Source organism: Obesumbacterium proteus (assembly GCF_001586165.1).
Taxonomy (GTDB): domain Bacteria; phylum Pseudomonadota; class Gammaproteobacteria; order Enterobacterales; family Enterobacteriaceae; genus Hafnia; species Hafnia protea.
The window spans coordinates 4,332,867-4,357,655 of the sequence record NZ_CP014608.1 but is presented as its reverse complement, the minus strand read 5'-3'; the positions used below and the strand labels follow the sequence as shown (position 1 = coordinate 4,357,655).

The following is a 24,789-nucleotide window of genomic DNA, read 5'->3' as shown; positions in this document are numbered from 1 at the left end:
TAATGTCCAAAATCGTTAAAGTCATTGGTCGCGAAATCATCGACTCACGCGGAAACCCAACTGTAGAAGCTGAAGTTCATCTGGAAGGCGGCTTTGTAGGTATGGCTGCTGCACCATCAGGTGCTTCAACTGGTTCCCGTGAAGCGCTGGAACTGCGTGACGGTGACAAATCCCGTTTCATGGGTAAAGGCGTACTGAAAGCCGTTGCCGCTGTAAACGGCCCAATCGCTCAGGCGGTTATGGGTAAAGATGCGAAAGACCAGGCTAACATCGATAAGATCATGATCGATCTTGATGGTACAGAAAACAAATCCAAGTTTGGCGCTAACGCTATTCTGGCTGTTTCTCTGGCTGCTGCTAAAGCTGCTGCTGCCTCTAAAGGCCTGCCGCTGTATGCGCACATCGCTGAACTGAACGGCACTCCAGGCAAATATTCTATGCCTCTGCCTATGATGAACATCATCAACGGCGGCGAACATGCCGACAACAACGTTGATATCCAAGAGTTCATGATCCAGCCTGTTGGCGCTAAAACTCTGAAAGAAGCGGTTCGCATCGGTTCTGAAGTGTTCCACAACCTGGCTAAAGTTCTGAAGTCTAAAGGTATGAACACTGCTGTTGGTGACGAAGGTGGCTACGCGCCAAACCTGGGTTCTAACGCAGAAGCGCTGGCTGTTATTGCTGAAGCGGTTAAAGCAGCAGGCTACGAGCTGGGTAAAGACGTTACTCTGGCTATGGACTGTGCAGCATCTGAATTCTACAAAGACGGTAAATACGTTCTGGCTGGCGAAGGCAACAAAGCTTTCACCTCTGAAGAATTCACCCACTTCCTGGAAAACCTGACCAAAGATTACCCAATCGTTTCTATCGAAGACGGTCTGGACGAATCTGACTGGGATGGCTTCGCATACCAGACTAAAGTACTGGGCGACAAAATCCAGCTGGTTGGTGACGATCTGTTCGTAACCAATACCAAGATCCTGAAAGAAGGTATCGAAAAAGGTATCGTTAACTCCATCCTGATTAAATTCAACCAGATCGGTTCTCTGACCGAAACTCTGGCTGCAATCAAAATGGCTAAAGACGCTGGTTACACTGCAGTTATCTCTCACCGTTCAGGTGAAACTGAAGATGCTACCATCGCTGACCTGGCTGTTGGTACCGCTGCAGGCCAAATCAAAACTGGTTCTATGAGCCGTTCTGACCGTGTTGCTAAGTACAACCAGCTGATTCGTATCGAAGAAGCTCTGGCTGCACAAGGCACTCCAGCACCATTCAACGGTCTGAAAGAAGTTAAAGGTCAGTAATTCGTTACTGAGCACGTTTTTTTAATTAAAAACGACTTCATTAAAAAACCCGCTCATGAGCGGGTTTTTTTTATTCGGTGTTCTGTATTCAGAAGAAAACAACGTAGCAAACTATCAAGTTGACCAACTATCAGGTTGTTGCTTCATCTTCATACGAACGGAGGATTTGATAAAGCTCGTCTTTCAGTCTGAGCTTTTCTCGTTTCAATCCTGCAATTTGTTCATCAAATGGGGCTCCTGGCCGGTTTTCAGCCCTTCGGATCGTGTGATCCAACTGGTTGTGCTCATGAAAGAGCGTGGCAAAACGGACGTCTTCTGTTTTCAGTCTTGAGATAAGATCTCGATACTCTGGGAACATATGCACTCCTTTTTGTCAAAACCTAGAAGTACTATGCCATAAAAAATCTGTTTATTTTGTAATCGATATCTCAACATGTTCGATAAAGCGTAAAGTTATGTCTTTCTCTTCATCGCTTCTCCTCTCTCTCATGCTATTTAATTCCGTATAAAAAATAGTCTTTTCGTGTCTTTGTAAGATCTCTCACTGGAATACTGAATTCCTGCAACAACTGATGCTTAATTGTGATGCCAGATTGAATTTTTATGCTGATAGTAAGATTTTATTCGCAATGGTATTGAGTTGGTATGCTTTGTTGTGTATTTTTATGCATTAAAACTGCATAAATAAAATATCTAACGTCAGGGGAAAAGACATGTTGAAGAAAATGGTATTGGCTGGCTGCTTTATGGCAGCAATGATGGGGAGCAGCTTCGCGGCGCAACAAACTTACGTCGTAGGCTCTGGTGGAACCTATCGTCCATTTGAGTTTGAAAATAGCCAGAAACAGTTAGAAGGTTTTGATATTGATATCATCAAAGCGGTCGCCAAGGCCGAAGGGTTTGATATCAAACTGGTTAATACGCCGTGGGAAGGCATTTTCGCCACGCTGAATTCAGGCGATCGTGACATCATTATTTCTGGCATCACCATTACCGAAAAACGCCAGCAGATGGTGGACTTCTCCGCGCCTTATTTCCCCGCTGAACAGTCTATCGTGGTGCCGAATGGTTCAAAAGTAGACTCAGTTAATGCGCTGAAAGGGCAGAAGGTTGGGGTGGTGAATTCGAGCACCGGCGACATCGTGGTGTCTGAGGTATTAGGCAAAAACAGCACTGATATTAAACGCTTCGATAATACGCCGCTGATGCTGCAAGAGCTGTATGAGGATGGTTTAGGCGCGGCTGTTGGTGATGTGGGCGTGGTGAAGTACTACATCAAAAATCACCCAGAGAAAGAATTCAAACTGGTTCCCGATAGCAAATTTGAACGCCAGTATTTTGGTATCGCCGTGGCAAAAGGCAACCAAGAATTACTCGAAAAAATTAATACAGGCCTGAAGAAAATTGTGGCCGACGGGACCTATGCCAAGATTTATACCCAATGGTTTGACGCGAACGTTCCAACGCTGCCTGAAAAGTAAACGCTTTGGGTTGCGCTCATGGACTGGGCGCAACCGGTATAGCTGTTATAACTTGCTGTCATAAATAGAAAAATGCAATAAACAGGAAAGTTGTATGACCGGATTCCGTTGGGAAATCATTCAGGAATATGCCCCGCTGTTTGCTGAAGGCGCGTGGATGACCATCAAATGCACCATTATCTGTGTGATTTTAGGTACGCTTTGGGGCCTAACCTTAGGCCTAGGAAGAATGGCTAAGGCTGAAAATGGCCCGTGGCGCTTCGTGCTGCGTTATTTTGTACAATGGCCTGTACGTGTCTACGTAAGTGCTTTCCGTGGCACACCGTTGTTTGTACAGATTATGGTGGTGCATTTTGCTCTCGTTCCTCTGTTAATAAACCCGCGTGATGGTGTTTTGGTGACGAGCGGGCTGATGTCCGTGGATTTTGCGCGCATGCTGCGTTCAGACTATGGCGCGTTCCTCTCGTGTATCGTGGCGATTACGCTAAATGCCGGCGCTTATGTGTCGGAGATCTTCCGTGCGGGTATTCAATCTATCGATCACGGCCAAATGGAGGCCTCGCGGGCACTCGGTATGAGCTGGGGTAAAACCATGCGCAAAGTGATTTTGCCGCAGGCGTTTCGCCGGATCCTCCCGCCGTTAGGAAATAACGCGATTGCTATCGTTAAAGACTCTTCATTGGCTTCTGCCATTGGTTTGGCCGATCTTGCGTATGCCGCACGTACCGTGTCTGGTGCATATGCGACCTATTGGGAACCCTACCTAACGATTTCAGTGATTTACTGGATGCTAACGTTCATCCTGTCGCTGCTGGTGCAACATATGGAAAAGAGGTTGAGCAAAAGTGATTCACGTTGATAATTTGCAGAAGCAATTTGGTGAAACGCACGTCCTGCGTGGGATCTCTTGCGATATCAAGCCGCAGGAGGTGGTTTGCATTATTGGCCCGTCGGGATCGGGGAAAAGCACGTTTTTACGCTGCCTCAACGCATTAGAAAAACCCGACGGCGGCGAAGTGTCGGTTAATGGTTTTGACGTTCATAATCCCAAAACAAATTTAAACAAAATGCGCGAAAGCGTTGGCATGGTGTTTCAGCGTTTTAACCTGTTCCCGCATATGACGGTGTTAGACAATCTGATTATGGCGCCGATGTCGATAAAAGGGATGTCGCGTGCCGATGCGCTCAAGCGCGCTGAGGTTTTGTTGGATAAGGTGGGACTACTCGACAAAATTGATGCATGGCCTGCTAGCTTATCTGGCGGGCAGCAGCAGCGCGTAGCAATTGCACGTTCTATGGCGATGGATCCTTCGATTATTCTTTTTGATGAGCCGACGTCTGCGCTTGATCCTGAGCTGGTTGGCGAAGTGTTGGAAGTGATGAAGAAGCTGGCGCTTGAAGGAATGACGATGGTGATCGTGACTCATGAAATGGGTTTTGCCCGTGAAGTCGCTGACCGCGTGGTATTTATCGACCAAGGCATCATTCAGGAAGAGGGCACGCCGGAGCAGATTTTCACCGCGCCACAGAATCCACGCACGGCAGCATTTTTGAGTAAGGTTCTTTAGACAGACCCCACCCTAACTCTCCCCTTGGCAGGGGAGGGAACCGATTAGTGATGCCTGACATAAACTCGATCGGCTCCTCCCCCTGTGAAGGGGGAGGCTGGTAATGTTGAGCAGAATCTCGATCTGCTCCTCCCCCTGCGAAGGGGGAGGCTGGGAGGGGGATTAGCTGAGCTACACATCCGCTTCAGTTTCAGCATTAAAATCACTCACAGATTGACCTTTCGGTTTTCTCACCCAAATCCACCATGCCAACGTTAGCAGCGCCATCCACACCACACCTACGGCGAGCGCGACTCGGCTGTCTTCAAAATAGCCGAGCAGCGCGATAACGAAGGCCATGAAGATGATGGTTAACGCTGGCGCTAACGGCCAGAACGGCACTGGGAATTTCAGCGTAGCGACTTCTTCCTTGCTCATCTGGCGGCGCATAGCCACCTGAGAAAGTAGGATCATCAGCCATACCCATACCGTGGCAAAGGTGGCGATAGAGGCGATGATCAGGAAGACTTTTTCTGGGATCAGATAGTTCAATACCACGCCCGTGAGCAGCGCAATCGCCATCACCAAAACGGTCATCCACGGCACACCGCCCGCGGTTAATTTGGTAAAGCACTGAGGCGCTTGACCATCTTTTGCCATGCCATACATCATGCGGCCTGCACCAAAAATATCGCTGTTGATGGCTGATATTGCCGCGGTGATCACTACCACGTTGAGGACGTGAGCGGCAGAGCTAATCCCAAGGCTTTTAAAAATTTCAACGAACGGGCTACCGTGCTGGCCAATGCTATTCCATGGGTAAATCGCCATTAATACCATCAGCGTGAGGACATAAAACAGCAAAATACGAACTGGAACCGTGTTGATGGCTTTAGGGATTACCTTGGCCGGATCGCGGGCTTCGCTCGCCGTTACGCCGATAATTTCTATCCCACCAAAGGCAAACATCACCACCGCTAGCGAAGCGATGACGCCGGTAATGCCATTTGGCATAAATCCGCCGTGCTGCCACAGATTACTAAAACCCGTTGCCTGTTCATGCTGGCCGAAGCCAAACATCATAATGGCACCGCCGCCGACGATCATGGCGATAATCGCAACCACTTTAATCAGCGAGAGCCAAAACTCCATTTCGCCAAATACTTTAACGCTGCACAGGTTCAACGCACCGATAAAGCACACGATGCTGAGCATCCAAATCCATTGGGAAACATCGGGGAACCAGAGCCCCATGTAGATGCCGAAGGCGGTGACGTCAGCCATGCCGACAATCACCATTTCAAAAGTATATGTCCAACCGGTGATAAAACCGGCTAACGGGCCAAGATAGCGGCTGGCATAGTGACCGAAGGAGCCGGATACCGGCTGATGCACCGCCATTTCCCCCAGCGCGCGCATCACCATGAAAACAGCGAGTCCGCCCACTAAGTAGGCTAATAAAACCGCGGGGCCAGCGAGTTGTATTGCGCCCGCAGAACCGTAAAACAGACCGGTGCCGATGGCTGAGCCTAAGGCCAGAAAACGAATGTGGCGTGCGTTCAGACCACGTTTGAGGTGCGAAGTGTTGTGAGGTTGCAGGGGCGATGTTTCATTATTATTTTGCATGTTTTATCCCGTCATATTGGTCGGCAGGTACAGATTACCGACGCAGGGTATAGAATATATACCCTGCGTGCTCTTACTTTTTGCAGATAATGAGAGAGGACTTAGGCTTGGCTAGGCAGTAGCGCGCTAGGAATCAGCGCTTTAAGCTGACCGGAACCTAATAGCTGGCTGGCGGCTTCAATGTCGGGGGCGAAGAAACGATCCTTGTCGTAATAAGCCACGCTTTCGCGTAACAGCTGACGTGCTTGTTCTAACCGTGGGCTGGTTTTTAAACCATTGCGGAAATCCAGCCCTTGGCAGGCAGAAAGCCATTCAATAGCCAAAATCCCACGCACGTTTTCTGCCATTTCCCAGAGCCGACGACCGGCTGCCGGTGCCATCGAAACGTGGTCTTCCTGATTAGCGGAAGTCGGTAAACTATCGACGCTAGAAGGATGCGCGAGGGCTTTGTTTTCACTGGCTAGCGCGGCCGCTGTGACCTGAGCAATCATAAAGCCAGAGTTAACGCCGCCGTTGTTCACCAAGAATGGCGGCAGCTGCGACATATGCTTATCCATCATCAACGAAGTTCGGCGTTCAGACAGCGCGCCGATTTCTGCCAACGCCAGCGCCAGATTATCTGCCGCCATGGCCACCGGTTCTGCGTGGAAGTTGCCGCCAGAAACCACGTCATTTTGCTCGGCAAAGACCAACGGGTTATCGGAAACGGCGTTGGCCTCAATTTCAAGCACCGCAGAGGCCTGACGAATTTGTGTTAGGCAAGCGCCCATCACCTGTGGCTGGCAGCGCAGGGAATAGGGGTCTTGCACTTTTCCGCAGTTGTGATGGGAATCCGAGACTTCGCTGCGTTCACCCAGCAGATGGCGGTAGGCTGCGGCGCTGTCGATTTGGCCAATTTGTCCACGCACGTCGTGAATACGGGCGTCAAACGGACTGCGTGAGCCTAGCACGGCTTCAACGGTTAAACCGCCGCACACTAACGCAGAGGCATACATATCTTCTGCGTCGAAAAGGCCACGAAGCGCATAGGCGGTCGAAACCTGTGTGCCATTAAGTAATGCTAACCCTTCTTTGGCTGCCAGTTGAATAGGTTTCAAACCGGCTTTCTCCAGCGCCTGTGTGGCGGGTAGCCATTCACCTTGATAGCGCGCCTGACCTTCACCCAGCAGCACCAGACACATGTGTGCCAGCGGGGCTAAATCCCCAGAGGCGCCGACTGAGCCTTTTACCGGAATATGTGGATACACTTCGGCATTCACCAAGGCAATCAAAGCGTCCAGCACTTCTTCACGAATCCCCGAGAAGCCACGCGCTAGGCTGTTGATTTTCATCACCATGATTAAACGCACGATCGCGTCATCGTTAGCACTGCCTACACCCGCCGCATGTGAAAGTACGATGGAGCGCTGAAGGTTTTCTAAATCGCAGGTTTCAATACGTGTTGAAGCCAGCAGGCCAAAACCGGTGTTGATGCCGTAGGCGGTACGGCCTTCGGCCACGATACGTTCGACGCAGGCCACGCTTTGACGAATTGGCTCACGCGCGCTGCTGTGCAGCTGAATATGCACCGGATGATGGTAGATTTCACGCAGTTGGCTAAGGGTGATTTTTCCTGGCTGGAGCATTAATTCGTACATTATTTTTTCCCCTGAGCTGAGGTAATCATTGGCAGGTTTAATCCCTGCTCGTGTGCGCATTCAATGGCGATCTCATAGCCAGCATCCGCATGACGCATTACGCCGGTGGCGGGATCGTTGTGCAGGACGCGGGCGATGCGTTCAGCGGCTTCATCGGTGCCATCGCACACGATAACCATGCCGGAGTGCTGAGAGAAGCCCATCCCCACGCCGCCGCCGTGATGCAGTGAAACCCACGTTGCTCCGCTGGCGGTGTTTAATAATGCGTTCAGCAGTGGCCAGTCGGATACGGCGTCAGAACCATCTTGCATGGATTCTGTTTCGCGGTTTGGACTCGCAACCGAGCCTGAGTCTAAGTGGTCGCGACCTATCACAATAGGGGCGGAAAGCGCGCCGCTGCGTACCATTTCATTGAAAGCTAAACCTAACTTAGCGCGCTGGCCTAAGCCAACCCAGCAAATACGCGCTGGCAGTCCTTGGAAGTGAATGCGCTCACGCGCCATATCCAGCCAGTGATGCAGATGTTCATCGTCAGGAATAAGTTCTTTGACCATGGCATCGGTTTTGAAGATATCTTCAGGATCGCCTGACAATGCCGCCCAGCGGAACGGGCCTACGCCACGGCAGAACAGTGGGCGAATGTAAGCTGGGACAAAACCGGGGAAGTCGAAAGCGTTAGTCACGCCCATCTCTTTGGCCATCTGGCGGATGTTGTTGCCATAGTCAAAGGTTGGAATGCCCATCTTTTGGAAAGCCAGCATGGCTTCAACGTGCTCAGCCATGGACTCTTTAGCGGCGTTCACCACGAATGCGGGCTCGGCCTGTGCTCGCTCGCGATACGCTTCCCACGTCCAGCCTTTCGGCAAATAGCCATTGAGCGGGTCGTGTGCGCTGGTTTGGTCAGTCACCATGTCTGGGCGTACACCGCGACGAACTAATTCAGGCAGAATTTCTGCCGCATTCCCGCAAAGGGCAATAGAGATAGCTTTGCCAGCGTCGGTATAACGTTTGATGCGTGCCAGCGCGTCATCCAGATCGGTTGCCTGTTCGTCGACGTAGCCCGTTTTCAAACGGAAGTCGATACGGCTTTGCTGGCATTCGATGTTCAATGACGTCAGCCCTGCCATGGTTGCGGCTAGCGGCTGAGCGCCACCCATGCCGCCTAAGCCTGCGGTCAGAACCCAACGACCGGTCAGATCGCCGTTGTAATGCTGGCGGCCTGCTTCCACAAACGTTTCATAGGTGCCCTGAACGATGCCTTGGCTACCGATGTAAATCCAGCTGCCAGCGGTCATTTGGCCATACATTGCCAAGCCCTTGGCATCGAGCTCATTGAAGTGTTCCCACGTTGCCCAGTGAGGTACCAGATTGGAGTTAGCAATCAATACGCGCGGTGCATTGCTGTGGGTTTTGAATACGCCAACGGGTTTGCCAGATTGCACCAGCAGAGTTTCGTCGTCGTTTAATTTTTTTAGTGTTTCAACGATTTTATCGTAGCACTCCCAGTTGCGTGCTGCGCGCCCGATGCCGCCATAAACCACTAATTCATGAGGATTTTCGGCAACTTCAGGATCGAGATTATTCATTAGCATGCGCAATGGTGCTTCGGTCTGCCAGCTTTTGGCATTGAGTTGAGTACCACGCGGGGCGCGGATGTCGATTTCACGCAGTCGGTTTGGAAGAGTCACTTTTATTTTCCTTTCGCGTTATCAGTTCAGATATCAGGATTTACTAGTTAACTAGTGTTTAACAAAAGCCGTTATTGATTAACATATACTTGTATAGACAAGTATATGCAAATAGATTTTATGCGAGCGACTTAAAGGAATAAGGACGTGAAGAAGAAAAGTATTTACAGATAAAACAACGAATTAATTTCTTAATTGAGCATCTTTTTGGGGCGTTGCTACGGGAGAGTTTGTATAGAAATTGGGAAGGGGATCACAGGTGATGACCCTATCCTAATCCTTTCCTTCACAAGGGGGATTAGGACAGGCGAGATAGATTGTATGGAAACGCGATCTGCTTCTCCCCCAGAGATGGGGGAGGCCGAGAGAAAGATTAATACAACAATGAATACAGCTGTTTCCGGTACTTAGACGCCAGTGCATCACCGTTTCCTAACGCGGCAAGAATGTCCATCAGGGTTTTACGCGCAGCACCGTCGGCGGCGGTGAGATCTTTGCGTAGATGAACCATCAGCAGCTCAAGAGCCTCTTCGTTGCGTCCGACCTGATGCAGCTGTAAAGCCAGCTGAGAGGCAATGACCGCATTTTCAGGTTCTGCTTCTACTTGTTTTTGCAGCAGCTGAATCTCAGGGGTATCGGCGGCTTGTTTCAGTAATTCGATTTGCGCCACGAGGCCTTGATAGCGAGAGTCCTGATCCTGCATTGGGATAGTTGCTAGCACGGCTTCTGCTTCATCGCTGCGGTTAAGCGCGATCTGCACTTCGGCCAGCATCAGCGCGATGTCGCTGTGTTTTGAATCCAACGCACGCGCTTCTTTCAGCAGTGGTAAGGCTTCCGCCATTTTGCCTTCGGCGATAAATTCTGCTGCCTGTGCGGCTTTCAACTCTTCTTCTTTCGGTAAGAAGCGGCCTAACAGCTCGCGGATGAACTCTTCAGACTGTGGCCCTTGGAAGCCATCCACAGGCTGGCCATCTTTAAAGAGATAAACTGTTGGGATGGCACGCAGGCCAAACTGTGAGGCCACCATTTGCTCTGCGTCGCAGTCAACTTTAGCCAGCACGAACTGGCCTGCGTATTCTGACGCGAGTTTGTCGAGAATCGGGTTGAGCTGCAGGCAATGCTGGCTGCGTTCAGACCAGAAGTAGAACAGCACCGGAATAGACGCAGACTGCTCTAGCGTCTGATGTAGGTTGGCTTCGGTAACGGTGATCACGGAATTATTTAGCATTCTTTTGTTCTCTCAGACGCTTAAACATATAAAAACGATATGGGGCTTATCTGGCCGTTTGCAATGCCAAGCCGTTAATTACCACGCAGAACCTTGTCGAGTAATCTTCCTGGCAAGATACGGCGCAGTAAGGTCAGTGCGTGCGCGACCAGCGTGACCGGATAACGAAGTTTTGGTCTTTTGCTTTCTAAGGCATGATGCAGCTTAGGCAGAATGGCATCAGGCGTGAGCGTAAAACGTGCCGCAATGCCTGGATTGGTCACTGGTTTATCTTTTTCCATCTGATGCACATTGCTGGTGAAGCGGGTATTTATCGGGCCCGGCTCAATCAGAGAAACATGGATGCCGCTGCCGTGCAGCTCCATTCGCAATGCATCAGACCAGCCTTCAAGCGCAAATTTGCTTGCGGCATAAGCGCCACGTCCAGGCGTGGAGACGAGTCCCATCACCGAACTGGTTTGAATAATTCGGCCTTCACCGTGTGGCAGCATAATGGGCAATAAAAGCTGGGTGAGCTGGTGGGTGCCAAAAAGGTTAGTGGCAAACTGCCGTTCTAGTTCGGCTCGGCTGATGGTGTTAAGTGGGCCGTAAAGGCCAAAGCCGCCGTTATTAAACAGCGCATAAAGGCGTCCTTCAGTGATACGAATCACTTCGGCCGCGGCGCGCTCTACGCTCGCGCTGTCGTCCAAATCCAGCTCAATACCTTCCATGCCTAAATCTCGCATCACCTCAACGTCCTGCGGTTTGCGACAAGCGGCTAACACGCGATATCCCCGGTTGCGGAGATCCTGTGCTGCGGTAAGTCCAATTCCGCTGGAGCAGCCGGTGATAAGGATGGCTTTTTGCATAACTTTACCTATGTAAACCTGTTGGCACGGCGTTAAAGATGTTTAATTAAAACATTACTGATGGGGATTCGTCAGCAAGGGGTGAAGCTGTTCGCTCATCCATTGCGCAATAAACGGCTGTGCTTCGCCGTTTGGGTGTAATCCGTCCTGCTGCATCCACTCGGGTTTTAACGCGACTTGCTCCATATAGAATGGAATAAGCGGTATTTGATGCTGTTTTGCGAGTTTAGGATAAACGGCTGCAAAGGCTTCGGTGTAGCGGCGGCCATAGTTAGGCGGTAGCCGAATTTGCATCAGCAGTGGCTGCGCTTTGGCCTGTTGTACCTGAGTAATGATTTTGTCTAAGGCCGTTTCGATATCGGCAGGAGCAAAGCCTCTTAGCCCATCGTTAGCGCCGAGTTCGATCAATACCCAGCGCGGCTGATGTTGTTTCAACAACGCGGGGAGCCGAGCAAGACCTTGATCGGCTGTATCACCGCTGATGCTACCATTGACCACGGAAACCGGCGGCGTTGTTTTTTGCCATTGCTGCGCAAGACGCGTGGCCCATGAATCTGCAATCGGCAACCGATAGCCTGCGCTCAGGCTGTCGCCTAATATTAACAATGTATCAGCGGCCATTGCCCGCCCACATAACAGGCTGAATAGAAGAAGGAAAGGGATATGCCAACGGAAAATGTTCTTGAAGTTCATCATTTAGCCAAAGAGGTTGGTCAAGGTGATAGTCAGCTTTCCATCCTTACCGGAGTTGAGCTGGTTGTCAAACCGGCGCAGACATTAGCGTTAATTGGCGAGTCGGGCTCGGGTAAATCAACGCTGCTGGGGATTTTAGCCGGTTTAGATGATGGAACGCGTGGGGAGGTTTCCCTTTTAGGCCAGCGTTTAGATCAAATGGACGAGGAACAACGGGCGGCGCTGCGTGCACGTGACGTTGGCTTTGTGTTTCAGTCTTTCATGCTGGTGCCCACGCTCACGGCATTGGAAAACGTTCAGCTCCCGGCGCTGCTGCGCGGCGATAGCGATCGTCAAAGCCGTCAACAGGCGGTGCAGCTGTTAGAGCAGCTCGGACTGGGCAAGCGTTTGAATCATCTACCCGCACAGCTTTCTGGAGGAGAACAGCAGCGCGTGGCGTTGGCGCGTGCGTTTAGCGGACGTCCCAAAGTACTATTTGCCGATGAGCCAACCGGCAATCTCGATCGCCACACCGGCGATCGTATCGCCGATCTCCTGTTTTCCCTGAATACCGATTTTGATACCACGTTGATTCTGGTGACTCACGATCCTCAGTTGGCCGCAAGATGCCAGCGGCGTATGCGCTTGGTTGAAGGCGTGTTGCAGGAGGAAGCATGATTCTGCGTTGGTTTTGGCGCGAGTGGAAATCGCCTTCGCTATTGATTGTGTGGATGGCTTTAACGTTGGCGGTGGCCTGCGTTTTGGCGCTAGGAAGTATCAGTGATCGAATGGAGCGCGGGCTGAGTCAACAAAGCCGTGATTTTCTGGCCGGTGATAAAGTATTGCGCAGCGCACATCCTGCCGATGAACAGTGGCTAACGCAGGCTAAGCACGATGGGTTAAACGTAAGCCGCCAGCTTTCGTTTACCACCATGACGTTTGCCGGAGATAGACCGCAGCTGGCGGATGTAAAGGCAACCGACACGCTTTATCCGCTGTACGGTGAGCTAATTACGCAACCTGCCGGATTACGCCCTGAGCCGGGCGAAGTGCTGGTCGCCTCACGTTTGCTCTCGCTGCTAAATTTAAAGGTGGGGGATAGCTTAGATGTGGGGGACGCAACGCTAAAAGTGGCTGGTGTGGTAGTGCAAGAGCCTGATAACGGGTTTAATCCGTTTCAAACTGCGCCAAGAATTCTTATCAATCTCGCCGATGTTGATAAAACGGGCGCGGTGCAGCCGGGCAGTCGCCTGAGCTATCGCTATATGTTTGCCGGCCCTGCTGATGCTATCGAACGGTTTACGCAGTATCTGACACCAAAGCTGAAGCCTGACCAAAAACTGTTTGGGCTGGAGGAATCGGGCGGGACGCTGGGTAAATCATTGCAGCGCTCGCAGCAATTTTTGCTGTTATCCGCGTTACTCACGCTTTTACTTGCGGTGGCGGCTGTCACCGTTGCGATGAACCATTATTGCCGCAGTCGCTATGAACTGGTGGCGATCCTAAAAACGCTCGGTGCCGGGCGTAAAACGCTGCTGCGTTTAATTGCGGGACAATGGTTGGCCTTGCTGCTGGTATCTGGTGTTGCGGGAAGCGCGCTAGGACTCTTGTTTGAAGCGCTATTGATCCGCTTGTTGGCTCCTGTGTTACCGGCCGAACTGCCTGCTGCGGGAGGCTGGCCTTGGGTTTGGGCGCTAGGGGGCATGGTTCTGATTTCGCTGGTGGTTGGGTTAAGACCTTATCGCCAGCTGATAGCCACTCAGCCGTTGCGCGTGCTGCGTAGCGATGCGTTTCGCGTGGTGTGGCCGCTGCGTTATTACCTTCCGATCACGGCACTGATTTTAGTTGCGGGGTTGATATCGTTAGTTGGGCTGAGCACGCTGCTGTGGTCACTGCTGTTGGGCATGGTGGCACTGGCGTTTCTGCTTAGCGTGGTGGGCTGGGGAGGGTTAGTTGTTCTGCGTAGGCTCACGCTTAAGAATTTGGCGTTACGTTTAGCGGTTAACCGTTTATTGCGCCAACCAGCGGCGACAATCAGTCAACTGGCGGCGTTCTCACTGTCGTTCATGCTTTTGGCTTTGCTGCTCGTATTGCGCGGTGATTTACTTGATCGTTGGCAGCAGCAATTGCCGCCGGACAGCCCGAACTATTTTCTGATGAATATGACGGAGCAGCAGGTTCCGCTGGTAAAAAATTTCCTTGAGCAACATCAGGTTGAGGCGCGTACATTTTATCCCGTGGTGCGTGTGCGTTTAACTGAAATTAACGGGCATGAAGCGACTAAATTAATTGCTGAAGATGCGCCGGGCGGTGAAGCGGTTAACCGTGAGCTGAATCTGACGTGGCAAGATAAGTTACCGGATCATAATCCGTTAACGGCGGGGTATTGGCCACCGAAGACCGGCGAGGTTTCCATCGAGCAGGGAATTGCCGAACGCCTTGGCTTGGGAATCGGTGATGAGGTGACGTTTAGTGGCGATACGCAAAATTTTAGCGCCAAAATCACTAGCCTACGCAAGGTTGATTGGGAAAGCCTGCGGCCAAACTTCTACTTCATTTTCCCTCCGCACGCCTTGGATGGCCAGCCGCAAACGTGGCTAACCAGTTTCCGCTATGTGGGCAACGAACAGCTGTTGACTCAGCTTAATCGGCAATTTCCAACGCTGAGCCTGCTTGATATTGGTGCGATATTGCAACAGGCGAGTCAGGTGTTACAGCAGGTAAGCCGTGCATTAGAAGTGATGGTGATTCTGGTAATTATCTGCGGCGTATTGCTATTAATGGCGCAGGTGCAGGTGGGTATGCAGCAACGCCGACAGGAGCTCAGGGTTTATCGTACTCTGGGGGCGGGAATGCGTTTGCTGCGCCGCACGCTGTGGAGCGAATTTGCCTTATTAGGATTGGTGTCTGGTATTGCGGCGGCGGCTGGTGCCGAAGTGGCATTGTGGTTGCTGCAACGACAGGTATTTGATTTTCCGTGGCAGCCGAATTACTTAATGTGGGCTTTAGTTCCTATTAGCGGAGCGCTGTTGCTTTCATTGTGTGGTGGTTTCTTAGGTGCTCGTTTGCTTAAGCGATAACGAATATGAGCACGCCGTTATTGGCGTGCTCATTGATATATAATTCAATTAATTACTTTATTAATACCCACTTTATGGGCTTATAGCCATATAAATTCCGAGGTGTTAGCTCGTTTATTCGGTAAAAGTATATGTTTTTGGTGCGAATAATTGCATGTGATGCAGTTCATAAGTAACATCAGGTTATGAGATTTTTATAGGATATATGGACGAGTAGTTAATATTTAAAAGGAATTTAAATATGAAACGATCTGAGGTTAACACTGGATCTATTAAGATAAATAAGTTTGTAATTTTTTCAATCATATTATTGGTTGTGCTTTTTGTTCTATTTCGAATGTTTGGCTATATCCGACTTCCCGCATTAGAGGCATTATTCCCTGTTTCCACATCAGTAACGCTTATTCTGAATGTTTTGTTAGCGTTGTTTATGCTGATGAAGTTTAGTGTTGATAGAAAACACCTTTATTTGGTTGTGCTTGCATTTGCTTATGGTATCTCTTCTCTTTACCTCATGAGTAAACTGCTTAGTTATCCGGGAGTTATTTTCACCGAGGGTGGAATTGGTACTAACGCTAATGATTTGGCCATCTATTTTATCTTTCGTAGTGCCAGCATGGCGATATTTTTCCTTTTATCTTTAGTTGTTTATCGTTTATGGAATAACCGATTTATTAATATGGTTTCGGTTACGGCTCTCTGCACGTGCTTGACGATTATTCTGCTGTCTACCGCCTATTTTGTTTCTAGCCATAGCTTAGTTTTAAGCCTGCCGATTGTTGATGAGGGAAGCCTTTCTTATCAGCAGTTTTGGAACTCATCCGTTGGGCTCTATCTGGTTTTACTCTGGGGCGGTACAACCTGTGCAGTAATGTGGTTTGCCGGTGTGAAGAATAACTTTTGGGCAAGTCTAAGTCTTAGCTGTATGGCTTTCTTAGGGAGCACGATGCTGCTTAGCGGCAGCGAATATTTGACCTCTCTAGCATGGTATGGCGCTCATCTTTTTGAAGTGCTTGCCACGTTTGTTGTCATGCTGGCTTTCTTATTTGATATTTTTAAACTCTATCAAAAAGCACGTATCGACTATAAGATTTCCTATAATAATTCTATTCGCGATCCGATGACGCGTTTATATAATCGCAGCTACTACTATGATTCTTTAGTTAATCGAATGCAGAGTGCATCAACAAATGCGCCAATTACCTTGCTGGTGGCCGATATTGATCATTTCAAACGTATTAATGATATTTACGGGCATGTTACCGGTGACCGTGTGATTCAGTATGTGGCTAAAACTTTGCAGAATTCGATACGCAAGACAGATATTGCGGCGCGGATTGGTGGCGAGGAGTTTTCGGTGATGCTCGATGGTGTTAGCCGAGATGATGCGTTAGAAATTGCAGAGAAAATACGTGCTAAAATTTGCCATCATCAGGACTCGCCATACGGTCAGGATGTTCCTGAGAAAATTACTATCAGCATTGGTATTTATACCGTGGTGGGAAATGAGCTTACCGCTGAACAATGCGTTGCCCGCGCTGACGAGGCCATGTATCAAGCCAAGCAAGAAGGGCGCGATCGTGTGGTTATCTATTCGGCGCGTACCGCAGAAATAATGGGGCGTGAAAATTCAGCGCCATTGAGGCCAATATATACGTAGTTTATCTTTGTGAAGTAAAAACGGAGCCTTTGGGCTCCGTTTTTGATGGCTAAAATCAGGCGAGAAGTTTTTGCTGTGCCCAACGCAGCCCGCTGTGATATTCCGCCGGTAGCTGTGACGTAAGCTCACTTAACGCAGTGGCCAGAAGCGAAGCGTTAGCGTCATTTAAATTGAGATGGCCAACCTTACGCCCTGAGCGTACTTCTTTATCGTACCAATGAAGATGCACTAACGGCTGTGACATCCACTCATAGTTCAGCTCGGTACCAATCAAATTAACCATGACCGAAGGCGTACTGACCACGGGAGTTGGGAGTGGCAGATCCAGAATAGCGCGCAGATGCAATTCAAACTGGCTTATCGATGCACCATTCTGAGTCCAGTGGCCGCTGTTATGGACGCGTGGTGCAAGTTCGTTAATCAGTAAGCTGTCCCCTACCACAAAGCACTCCATCGCCATCACGCCGACGTAACCCAGTTCATTCATGATAGCGCTAAGCATCTGCTCTGCCTGTTGCTGAAGCTGAGCATTTGGCTGTGGAAGGGCGACGCTAGTTCGCAGAATACCATCTTCATGCAGGTTGTGCGTCAAAGGATAAAACACACAATGGCCATCATGGGCGCGGGCGCCGACTAATGACACCTCGCCAGAAAAGTTGATGCCTTGCTCAACGATACATTCACCGTAAGCATCTGTCGGTAATTCAGCCTCATCACCGGGGCGAATTCGCCATTGACCACGTCCATCGTAACCGCCGGTGCGGCGCTTCACTATCGCGAATTGGCCGATATTGGCGAAGACTTCTGGCCATTCGCTTGCTGAAGCTAGTAGCTGCCATGGCGAGGTGGCTAAGTTCAGCTCATCCAACAGCTGCTTTTGCGTTAAACGATCGGCTAGACGTGGAAAAATATCACGGTTAACAAAACCATTGTGGCGAGCTAATTCGCGGGTTAACGGGGTTTCTGGCCAGCGTTCAATTTCAGCCGTAATAACGCCTTGTTGCCAAGGAACGGCTTCGGGATCAACGTCGAGCCCGACGGGGAAAACAGTGATCCCCAGCGGTTCACCCGCCTGACGTAGCATGCGGCCAAGCTGGCCATTTCCTAAAACACAAACGGGCTTCATGCTTCCTCCCGTGGATCGGGATGCGCCAGCACTTCATCTGTTTGTGCCTGACGCCATGCCGCTATACGACGTGCGAGCATCGGATCATGCAGTGCTAAAATTTGAGCCGCCAATAATCCCGCGTTTGCTGCGCCAGCTTTGCCAATAGCCAGTGTGCCAACAGGGATACCGCGCGGCATTTGCACAATGGAATAGAGGCTGTCTACGCCGCTAAGCGCAGCGCTTTGCACGGGCACGCCGAGTACAGGAACTAATGTTTTTGCCGCCAGCATGCCTGGCAAATGTGCTGCGCCACCGGCACCGGCGATAATGACGTCAAAACCTCGTTCGCTGGCCTGTTCGGCAAAGCTAAAGAGTTTGTCAGGAGTTCGGTGAGCGGAAACCACTTCGACATGGAACTTAACATCAAGCTGGGTCAAAACTTCGGCGGCAAACTGCATGGTAGCCCAATCGCTTTTGGAACCCATAACGATGGCAATTTTTGCCTCGGATGGGTTAGCCGGAACAACATTGGCTGACATTGATGGCAAGCTCCTGTTTAACGAACTAACTTTGGTAACCCAGCTGCGCTGAGCAAGTAAAGAGGCGCGAAGTATATCACGTGTTTATAGTGACGAAAACGGTTGCGTAGCATCGCCGTCGTTGAGTTTTGATGCTGAAAGTGACCCTTTTGATACCAACGTTATGTACATCGTGCAGTCGTTTTTTGCAGGGCTATGTTTCTGAGATATATTGTAATAATAGCCTGAAAAATTTTGGCTATAATAATATTGAGTTATTTGATTAATTTTCCATCATGCTTTAATGAACGACTAACTGAATAAACTTCCTACTTATTTATTAACTTTAAAATATATAATAATTCGATCTATTGCAGTTGTACTATAAATTTAATTAATGACGTGGATTTAATTTGTAATGATTGATTTAATCTATTGAATGCCAGTTTATATAATGGTATACAGCAGTTATTAAATTAATAACACGAAAATATAACTTAACCTTAATGGCGGTTAGAGAACAGGATGTTCGCTATGTTAGAAAACGGAAAATCATCATTTCTGGCAAAAGGCCATTTTCTTAGTTTTGTTTCTTTCCTATTACTATTTTGTCTATTTGCATTTTTTATCCGCTTTGGCGCCCATCGCTTTGACGTTTTACGCTCGTTCTTCCCTGTATCTACCGCTATTGTCTTTGTTTTACATATGTTTTTAACGATTATTATTTTGATTCGTTTTCACTTCAATAACACACATTTACACCTGATCGCTATAGCCAGTGCCTATGGACTATCGAGCTTATTCCTCGCGAATAGTCTGTTTATATATCCTGGTGTTTTAATTTCCGAGTCTAATATTAAAGAAAGTGCAAATGCTTTAGCCGTGGATTTTGTTATTCGCAGTTTTTCAATGGCCGTGTTGTTTTTACTCTCGGTGCTATTTTATATAAAAAATAAATATAATTATGTTAATAAAAGCACCGTAACGGCGAGTTGTACTTTAGTTATATTGATAGCAGTGGGTTTTGCTGTCGTTATTATCAGCAATAATAACATATTACAATTGCCGATAATTGAACCGGACGAACTGAACTATCGCCGTTTGTGGAGTTCACATATTGGCAATGCCTTAATCATTATTTGGGTAATAACGACATTTACGGTCGTTTTCTTTACTAAGTTGGTTAATGGGTTTTGGTTTAGCCTTAGTCTCAGCTGCGTAGCGTTTCTTGGCAGTATCTTGCTGATGTGGCGTAGCGCATACGTGACTTCACTGGCATGGTATGGTTCTCATTTATTTGAGGTATTGGCTACGCTGTTCGTTGTTTTGGCGTTTATTTACGACATCTACAAGCTTTATCAAAAGGGGTTAGAGGATTACCTCGAATCTTATGAGAAGTCGATCCGTGACTCCCTCACTCATCTGTATGATCGGCGTTACTTTGACAACAGGTTGGCTAGCCGAATCAAAGGCGCTTCGGAAGTATCACCGATTTCTCTGTTTTTCATTGATATCGACCATTTTAAAAGTATCAATGACGGCTACGGTCATCCTGTTGGCGACAAAGTGATTCGTCGTGTTGCTGATACGATGGTGGCATCGGTGCGTAAAACGGATGTGGTTGCGCGTTATGGTGGCGAAGAGTTTGCCATTATTCTTAAAGGATTAAATACAAAGTCAGCGTCTAGAATTGCTGAAAATATTCGCAATCGTGTGTCAGAAGAGGTCCATGTGCACGGTGGCCCAGAAAAAGTCACCGTTAGCATCGGTGTGTACACCATCACCGATCAGCATCTCAGCGCAGATGAGAGCGTATCTCGAGCTGATGCTGCGATGTATCAAGCCAAAAAAGGTGGGCGAAATCGTGTTGTGGTGTACTCGCATCCTATCTCCGATTTTGAGCACACAGTGGCTTAGTTTTTCGCTGAATTATCAGGAATTCCGCGCTTTCTCATTCGTGTGGTCATTTCATTCCTTCTCTCGTTCGAGATAAGACTGATTTATACTGTATGGACTGGTAATATACCGCCAGATAGCTCAGGGCTAAAAACCCCTCGGGCGCGTGGTATTTGGACGGTATACACCGTTGTTCGTTTTATCAGTTCACACTTCATCAGAGTAAAAAGAAAACATGTCTGTCAAAATTTTGGCCTCTTCTATTACGAGCTTAGATTCATTTAGCCGCGATCCGGCGACGGCGTTAAAATCCGGCGATCGTGGAATAATGACTGTGCTCGATAACAACATGCCAATTTTTTACGCAGTGACACCAGAGAGAATGGCTGAGCTGTTGGCTATTGAAGAAGCGGCTGGCCGCGCAAATTCAGATGTTACTCTTGAAGAGTCTCTGTTTAATGATGATTTTAGCCACGATGCCGCTGTTCCTGCCGCACAGAATATTCCAACACCGCTAGGTAAGTTTGTGATGTACGCAGGATGGCAGCCCGACGCTGACTTTTTGCGTATGGCGGCAATGTGGGGATGCATTTTGACCTCACCGGTGACCCCAACTGAATTGGCCTCCTTTGTTGCTTATTGGCAGGCGGAGGGGAAGGCCTTCCATCATGTGCAATGGCAGCAGAAACTCGCACGCAGCGTGCAGCAAAATCGCATGAGTAACGGTGGTCAGCCAAAACGTGATATCAATGACATAGGCGAACAAGATTATTCCATCCCTAAAGGTTTCAGAGGTTAATGATGAAAGATGCCGCTAGCATGAACCTGATGCAGAGATTGAAGAAAATGATGCCTGCTCACGTTGAGCCAAAGTTTACTAACGCCGAGGAATGGCGCATTTGGCAGGAAGAAGAAGGGCGTAAACGTTCAGAAGCCATTTCGCGTGAGAATCAGGCAATGAAAATGCAGCGCGTTTTCAAGCGCTCAGGGATTCGCCCTCTGCATATGAACTGCTCGTTTGATAATTATCGTGTTGAGTGCGAAGGGCAGCGCATCGCGCTGGAACGTGCTCGCCAATATGCTGCTGAATTTGACGGCAATATCGCAAGCTTTGTGTTTTCCGGTAAGCCTGGTACAGGTAAAAATCATCTGGCTGCGGCTATTGGCAACGATCTGATTTTACGCAATAAGTCAGTGCTTATCGTCACCGTAGCGGATTTGATGTCGAGCATGAAGGGGACGTTTAGCGGTAACAGCGATACTACCGAAGAGCGCCTGTTAGAGGATCTCAGCGCGGTGGATTTGCTGGTTATTGATGAAATTGGTGTGCAGACCGAATCTCGCTATGAAAAAGTGATCATCAATCAAATTGTCGACCGTCGCTCATCGTCTAAACGACCAACCGGTATGCTGTCTAACCTAAACGTGCAGAGCATGAATACGTTGCTCGGCGAACGCGTGATGGATCGTATGAGCTTAGGTAACAGTTTATGGGTTAATTTTGATTGGGAAAGCTATCGTAGCCGCGTCGTGGGCAACGAATACTAGCGCCAGTTTAAGGCGCTTTTAGAAAGGGAACTCAATCAGTTCAATACCTGCGGGCGTAACGCTTATCATCGATCCTTGATAGTGCCATGCGCCCAGTACGGCCCGTTTTGCAAGCTTACCGTTCGGCATGGAGATATCATGAATCGCTGGGCGGTGAGTATGCCCATGAATCAGCCACTCGGCCTGATTTCTCTCTAACGCTTCTATAACCGCATGTTGATTGACGTCCATGATGGCGTCAGATTTATCACCGTTGGTCATCTGACTGCGATCGCGCATTTTGGCCGCGATATTTAAGCGTGTACGCAGAGGTAGCCATAAGAACAACGTTTGAATAAGCGGGTTGTGCACTTTACGGCGGTAGCGCTGGTAGTCTTCATCGTCGATACACAGTGTATCACCGTGCATGATGAGAATGCGGTGTCCATACAGCGTTAACAACGTTTCTTGCGGAAGTAACGTCATACCGCATTCCTGCGCGAAACGTTTACCTATCAAGAAATCACGGTTGCCGTGAATGAAATAGCACGGTACGCCAGAAGCCGTTAGATCGCGTAATGCTGTGGCAATTTCACGGTGCAGCGGCTGTGGATCGTCGTCGCCAATCCAGTATTCAAAAAAGTCACCGAGAATATACAAAGCATCTGCCTGATAGGCATCGCGCTGTAAAAAACGCAGAAAACCGGCGGTAATCGCCGGTTCCTGTTCGCTAAGATGCAAATCTGCAATAAATAGCGTGCGCATCAAGAAGCGATTATTCGCTTACGGTGACGCTTTTGATGATCACGTCTTCACGTGGAACATCTTGGTGCATGCCGCTACGGCCAGTAGAGACTGCTTTGATTTTGTCTACTACGTCTAAGCCTTCAACGACTTCGGCAAAGACGGCATAGCCCCAACCGTCTGGACGTTCTGAACGGAAGTTCAGGAAATCGTTATCAACCACGTTAATGAAGAACTGCGCAGTTGCTGAATGTGGGTCGTTGGTACGCGCCATTGCCAGCGTGCCACGGGTGTTTTTCAAACCGTTGTTCGCTTCGTTTTGATCGGAGCTTTGGTTTCTTTTTGTTTCATGCCAGGTTCGAAGCCGCCGCCCTGAATCATGAAGCTGTTGATAACACGGTGGAAGATAGTGTTGTCGTAGAAACCTTCACGGCAATATTCCAGGAAGTTGGCAACGGTAGCCGGTGCTTTGTCGTCAAAAGTTTTGATGACGATGTCACCGTGGTTGGTGTGGAAAGTAACCATATCAATAATCCTGTTTTTTTGATGTAGAGGACGAAAGAATGCGATTGTAGCCGATGCGCAGGGCGCTGACACCCTTTTGTCGCAGTTAGCGTATCGCCTTTCTTAACGGTACATCACTACGATAACGGAAATACCCCGTGGGCTGCAAAACTCTGTGAAAACTGAAAACGTGAAATAGCACAAAGAAGAACACAAGAAATCGGCACCCAAACGGGTGAAAATAGGGGTTATTCTTGCAAACGGCCTTTCTTCGCGGTTCAATACACCTAATATTATGTCAAACATCACGGATGCCCCGATGCTAAAGATTTTTAACACACTCAGTCGTCAAAAAGAGGAATTCAAACCTATTCACGCCGGTGAAGTCGGTATGTATGTGTGCGGGGTAACCATTTACGATCTGTGTCATATCGGCCATGGTCGTACATTCGTTTCTTTTGATGTGGTGGCGCGCTATCTACGCTATTTAGGTTACAACCTTAGATATGTGCGTAACGTGACGGACGTAGATGACAAAATCATCAAACGAGCGGTGGAGAATGGCGAAACCTGCGAGCAGCTGACCGAGCGTATGCTGGCAGAAATGCACAAAGATTTCGACTCGTTGAATATCGCGCGTCCCGATCTTGAGCCACGTGCGACGCACCATATTCCTGAGATTATTGAAATCGTCGAATTGCTGATTGCACGCGGCCACGCTTACGTTGCCAGCAACGGTGATGTGATGTTCGCTGTGGATACCGATCCGGACTATGGCTTGCTGTCTCGACAGGATCTGGATCAACTTCAGGCAGGCGCTCGCGTTGAAGTTGCTGATGTGAAACGCAACCCGATGGACTTCGTACTGTGGAAAATGTCTAAACTGGGTGAGCCAAGCTGGGAATCGCCTTGGGGTCCTGGTCGCCCTGGATGGCATATTGAATGTTCAGCCATGAACTGCAAACAGTTAGGCGCACATTTCGATATTCACGGCGGTGGCTCTGACCTGATGTTCCCGCATCACGAGAATGAAATTGCACAATCAAGCTGTGCGCATGACGGCCCTTATGTGAACTACTGGATGCATTCCGGTATGGTGATGATTGACCGCGAGAAAATGTCTAAATCGCTGGGCAACTTCTTCACTATTCGTGATGTGTTGCAGCACTATGATGCTGAAACCGTGCGTTACTTCCTGATGTCAGGCCACTATCGTAGCCAACTGAACTACAGCGAAGAGAACCTTAAGCAAGCACGAGCTGCATTGGAGCGTCTGTATACTGCGCTGCGTGGCACCGATCCTCACGCAGAACCAGCCGGTGGCAATGTCTTTGAAGCGCGTTTCCGCGAAGCGATGGACGACGATTTCAACACGCCGGAAGCTTATTCTGCGTTGTTTGATTTGGCGCGTGAAGTTAACCGCCTGAAATCAGAAGATATGGCGCTGGCTAATGCTATGGCAGCAGAGCTCCGCAAGCTGGCGAAAATCCTTGGCCTGCTGGAGCAGGACCCTGAGGTATTCTTGCAAAGCGGCGCGCAGGTTGACGATGGCGAAGTGGCTAAGATTGAAGCGTTGATCAAACAGCGTAACGACGCTCGTGCGGCGAAGGATTGGGCGATGGCCGATTCGGCGCGTGATCAATTGAATGAGCTCGGTATTGTGCTCGAAGACGGCCCGCAGGGGACGACTTGGCGTCGTAAGTAAGGCGTTAGATTTA

Annotated in this window: 21 protein-coding genes and 1 pseudogene; 11 read left to right on the top strand and 11 right to left on the bottom strand. The window is 49.2% G+C overall.

Going from position 1 to position 24,789, the window contains the following annotated elements; genetic code table 11:
• Positions 1-2: 2 nt before the first annotated feature.
• Positions 3-1,307: a phosphopyruvate hydratase gene (gene eno, locus DSM2777_RS20415; protein ID WP_025800559.1), complete on the top strand. Its 1,305-nt coding sequence runs from the start codon at positions 3-5 to the stop codon at positions 1,305-1,307.
• A gap of 130 nt (positions 1,308-1,437) precedes the next feature.
• Here the strand turns inward: eno and DSM2777_RS20410 are convergent, their stop codons facing one another.
• Positions 1,438-1,665 (bottom strand): HP1242/YdcH family protein, encoded by a 228-nt coding sequence (locus DSM2777_RS20410; protein WP_046449536.1) that lies wholly within the window; start codon positions 1,663-1,665, stop codon positions 1,438-1,440.
• Positions 1,666-2,020: 355 nt separating this feature from the next.
• Between DSM2777_RS20410 and DSM2777_RS20405 the strand changes: the two genes are divergently transcribed.
• The 3 genes from DSM2777_RS20405 to DSM2777_RS20395 all read left to right on the top strand — a co-directional run bounded on the left by DSM2777_RS20405 (position 2,021) and on the right by DSM2777_RS20395 (position 4,356).
• Positions 2,021-2,788: a basic amino acid ABC transporter substrate-binding protein gene (locus tag DSM2777_RS20405; RefSeq protein ID WP_061555018.1), complete on the top strand. Its 768-nt coding sequence runs from the start codon at positions 2,021-2,023 to the stop codon at positions 2,786-2,788.
• 94 nt (positions 2,789-2,882) lie between these two features.
• Complete coding sequence (locus DSM2777_RS20400; protein ID WP_025800562.1) at positions 2,883-3,647, top strand: amino acid ABC transporter permease; 765 nt, start codon at positions 2,883-2,885, stop codon at positions 3,645-3,647.
• Positions 3,634-4,356, top strand: a complete 723-nt coding sequence (locus DSM2777_RS20395) for an amino acid ABC transporter ATP-binding protein (protein ID WP_046359237.1) — start codon at positions 3,634-3,636, stop codon at positions 4,354-4,356. Before DSM2777_RS20400 ends, DSM2777_RS20395 begins: the two co-directional genes overlap by 14 nt.
• Positions 4,357-4,527: 171 nt before the next feature.
• On the opposite strand, the gene DSM2777_RS20390 is transcribed toward DSM2777_RS20395, so the two are convergent.
• The 6 genes from DSM2777_RS20390 to tesA form a co-directional block, all read right to left on the bottom strand.
• Positions 4,528-5,961, bottom strand: a complete 1,434-nt coding sequence (locus DSM2777_RS20390) for an amino acid permease (protein ID WP_061555017.1) — start codon at positions 5,959-5,961, stop codon at positions 4,528-4,530.
• Positions 5,962-6,062: 101 nt separating this feature from the next.
• Positions 6,063-7,598: a histidine ammonia-lyase gene (gene hutH / locus DSM2777_RS20385; RefSeq protein WP_061555016.1), complete on the bottom strand. Its 1,536-nt coding sequence runs from the start codon at positions 7,596-7,598 to the stop codon at positions 6,063-6,065.
• Entirely contained in the window at positions 7,598-9,286 is a 1,689-nt protein-coding gene (hutU, locus tag DSM2777_RS20380; protein WP_061555015.1) for a urocanate hydratase, read from the bottom strand. The genes hutH and hutU overlap by 1 nt, the downstream gene beginning before the upstream one ends.
• A gap of 373 nt (positions 9,287-9,659) precedes the next feature.
• Positions 9,660-10,514, bottom strand: coding sequence for a co-chaperone YbbN (locus DSM2777_RS20375; protein WP_061555014.1), 855 nt, complete (start codon positions 10,512-10,514; stop codon positions 9,660-9,662).
• Positions 10,515-10,588: 74 nt separating this feature from the next.
• Positions 10,589-11,362 carry an SDR family oxidoreductase gene (locus DSM2777_RS20370; protein ID WP_061555013.1) on the bottom strand — a complete coding sequence of 258 codons (774 nt, stop codon included), beginning with the start codon at positions 11,360-11,362 and terminating at the stop codon, positions 10,589-10,591.
• Positions 11,363-11,416: 54 nt separating this feature from the next.
• Positions 11,417-12,055 carry a multifunctional acyl-CoA thioesterase I/protease I/lysophospholipase L1 gene (gene tesA / locus DSM2777_RS20365; RefSeq protein ID WP_061555012.1) on the bottom strand — a complete coding sequence of 213 codons (639 nt, stop codon included), beginning with the start codon at positions 12,053-12,055 and terminating at the stop codon, positions 11,417-11,419.
• Between tesA and ybbA the strand changes: the two genes are divergently transcribed.
• The 3 genes from ybbA to DSM2777_RS20350 all read left to right on the top strand — a co-directional run bounded on the left by ybbA (position 12,026) and on the right by DSM2777_RS20350 (position 16,774).
• Positions 12,026-12,712 (top strand): putative ABC transporter ATP-binding protein YbbA, encoded by a 687-nt coding sequence (gene ybbA, locus DSM2777_RS20360; protein WP_040044494.1) that lies wholly within the window; start codon positions 12,026-12,028, stop codon positions 12,710-12,712. The genes tesA and ybbA overlap by 30 nt on opposite strands.
• Complete coding sequence (ybbP, locus tag DSM2777_RS20355; RefSeq protein ID WP_061555011.1) at positions 12,709-15,114, top strand: putative ABC transporter permease subunit YbbP; 2,406 nt, start codon at positions 12,709-12,711, stop codon at positions 15,112-15,114. Before ybbA ends, ybbP begins: the two co-directional genes overlap by 4 nt.
• 241 nt (positions 15,115-15,355) lie before the next feature.
• Positions 15,356-16,774 (top strand): sensor domain-containing diguanylate cyclase, encoded by a 1,419-nt coding sequence (locus DSM2777_RS20350; protein ID WP_061555010.1) that lies wholly within the window; start codon positions 15,356-15,358, stop codon positions 16,772-16,774.
• Positions 16,775-16,829: 55 nt separating this feature from the next.
• Here the strand turns inward: DSM2777_RS20350 and purK are convergent, their stop codons facing one another.
• Positions 16,830-17,900 carry a 5-(carboxyamino)imidazole ribonucleotide synthase gene (purK, locus tag DSM2777_RS20345; RefSeq protein ID WP_061555009.1) on the bottom strand — a complete coding sequence of 357 codons (1,071 nt, stop codon included), beginning with the start codon at positions 17,898-17,900 and terminating at the stop codon, positions 16,830-16,832.
• The gene (purE, locus tag DSM2777_RS20340) at positions 17,897-18,421 is read right to left on the bottom strand and encodes a 5-(carboxyamino)imidazole ribonucleotide mutase (protein WP_061555008.1); all 525 of its coding nucleotides are present in this window, start codon (positions 18,419-18,421) and stop codon (positions 17,897-17,899) included. Before purE ends, purK begins: the two co-directional genes overlap by 4 nt.
• A 513-nt stretch (positions 18,422-18,934) precedes the next feature.
• On the opposite strand from purE, the gene DSM2777_RS20335 reads away from it, so the two are divergent.
• The 3 genes from DSM2777_RS20335 to dnaC all read left to right on the top strand — a co-directional run bounded on the left by DSM2777_RS20335 (position 18,935) and on the right by dnaC (position 21,844).
• Positions 18,935-20,317, top strand: coding sequence for a sensor domain-containing diguanylate cyclase (locus DSM2777_RS20335; RefSeq protein WP_046458616.1), 1,383 nt, complete (start codon positions 18,935-18,937; stop codon positions 20,315-20,317).
• Positions 20,318-20,531: 214 nt separating this feature from the next.
• Entirely contained in the window at positions 20,532-21,095 is a 564-nt protein-coding gene (dnaT, locus tag DSM2777_RS20330; protein WP_046458615.1) for a primosomal protein DnaT, read from the top strand.
• A gap of 20 nt (positions 21,096-21,115) precedes the next feature.
• Positions 21,116-21,844 carry a DNA replication protein DnaC gene (dnaC, locus tag DSM2777_RS20325; RefSeq protein WP_372338157.1) on the top strand — a complete coding sequence of 243 codons (729 nt, stop codon included), beginning with the start codon at positions 21,116-21,118 and terminating at the stop codon, positions 21,842-21,844.
• A gap of 18 nt (positions 21,845-21,862) precedes the next feature.
• Here the strand turns inward: dnaC and DSM2777_RS20320 are convergent, their stop codons facing one another.
• Positions 21,863-22,588 (bottom strand): UDP-2,3-diacylglucosamine diphosphatase, encoded by a 726-nt coding sequence (locus DSM2777_RS20320; RefSeq protein WP_061555007.1) that lies wholly within the window; start codon positions 22,586-22,588, stop codon positions 21,863-21,865.
• 10 nt (positions 22,589-22,598) lie between these two features.
• Positions 22,599-23,092: pseudogene (gene ppiB, locus DSM2777_RS20315) on the bottom strand (peptidylprolyl isomerase B).
• A 298-nt stretch (positions 23,093-23,390) separates the two neighbouring features.
• Here ppiB and cysS point away from each other — a divergent pair.
• Positions 23,391-24,776, top strand: coding sequence for a cysteine--tRNA ligase (gene cysS / locus DSM2777_RS20310; RefSeq protein WP_061555006.1), 1,386 nt, complete (start codon positions 23,391-23,393; stop codon positions 24,774-24,776).
• Positions 24,777-24,789 lie beyond the last annotated feature (13 nt).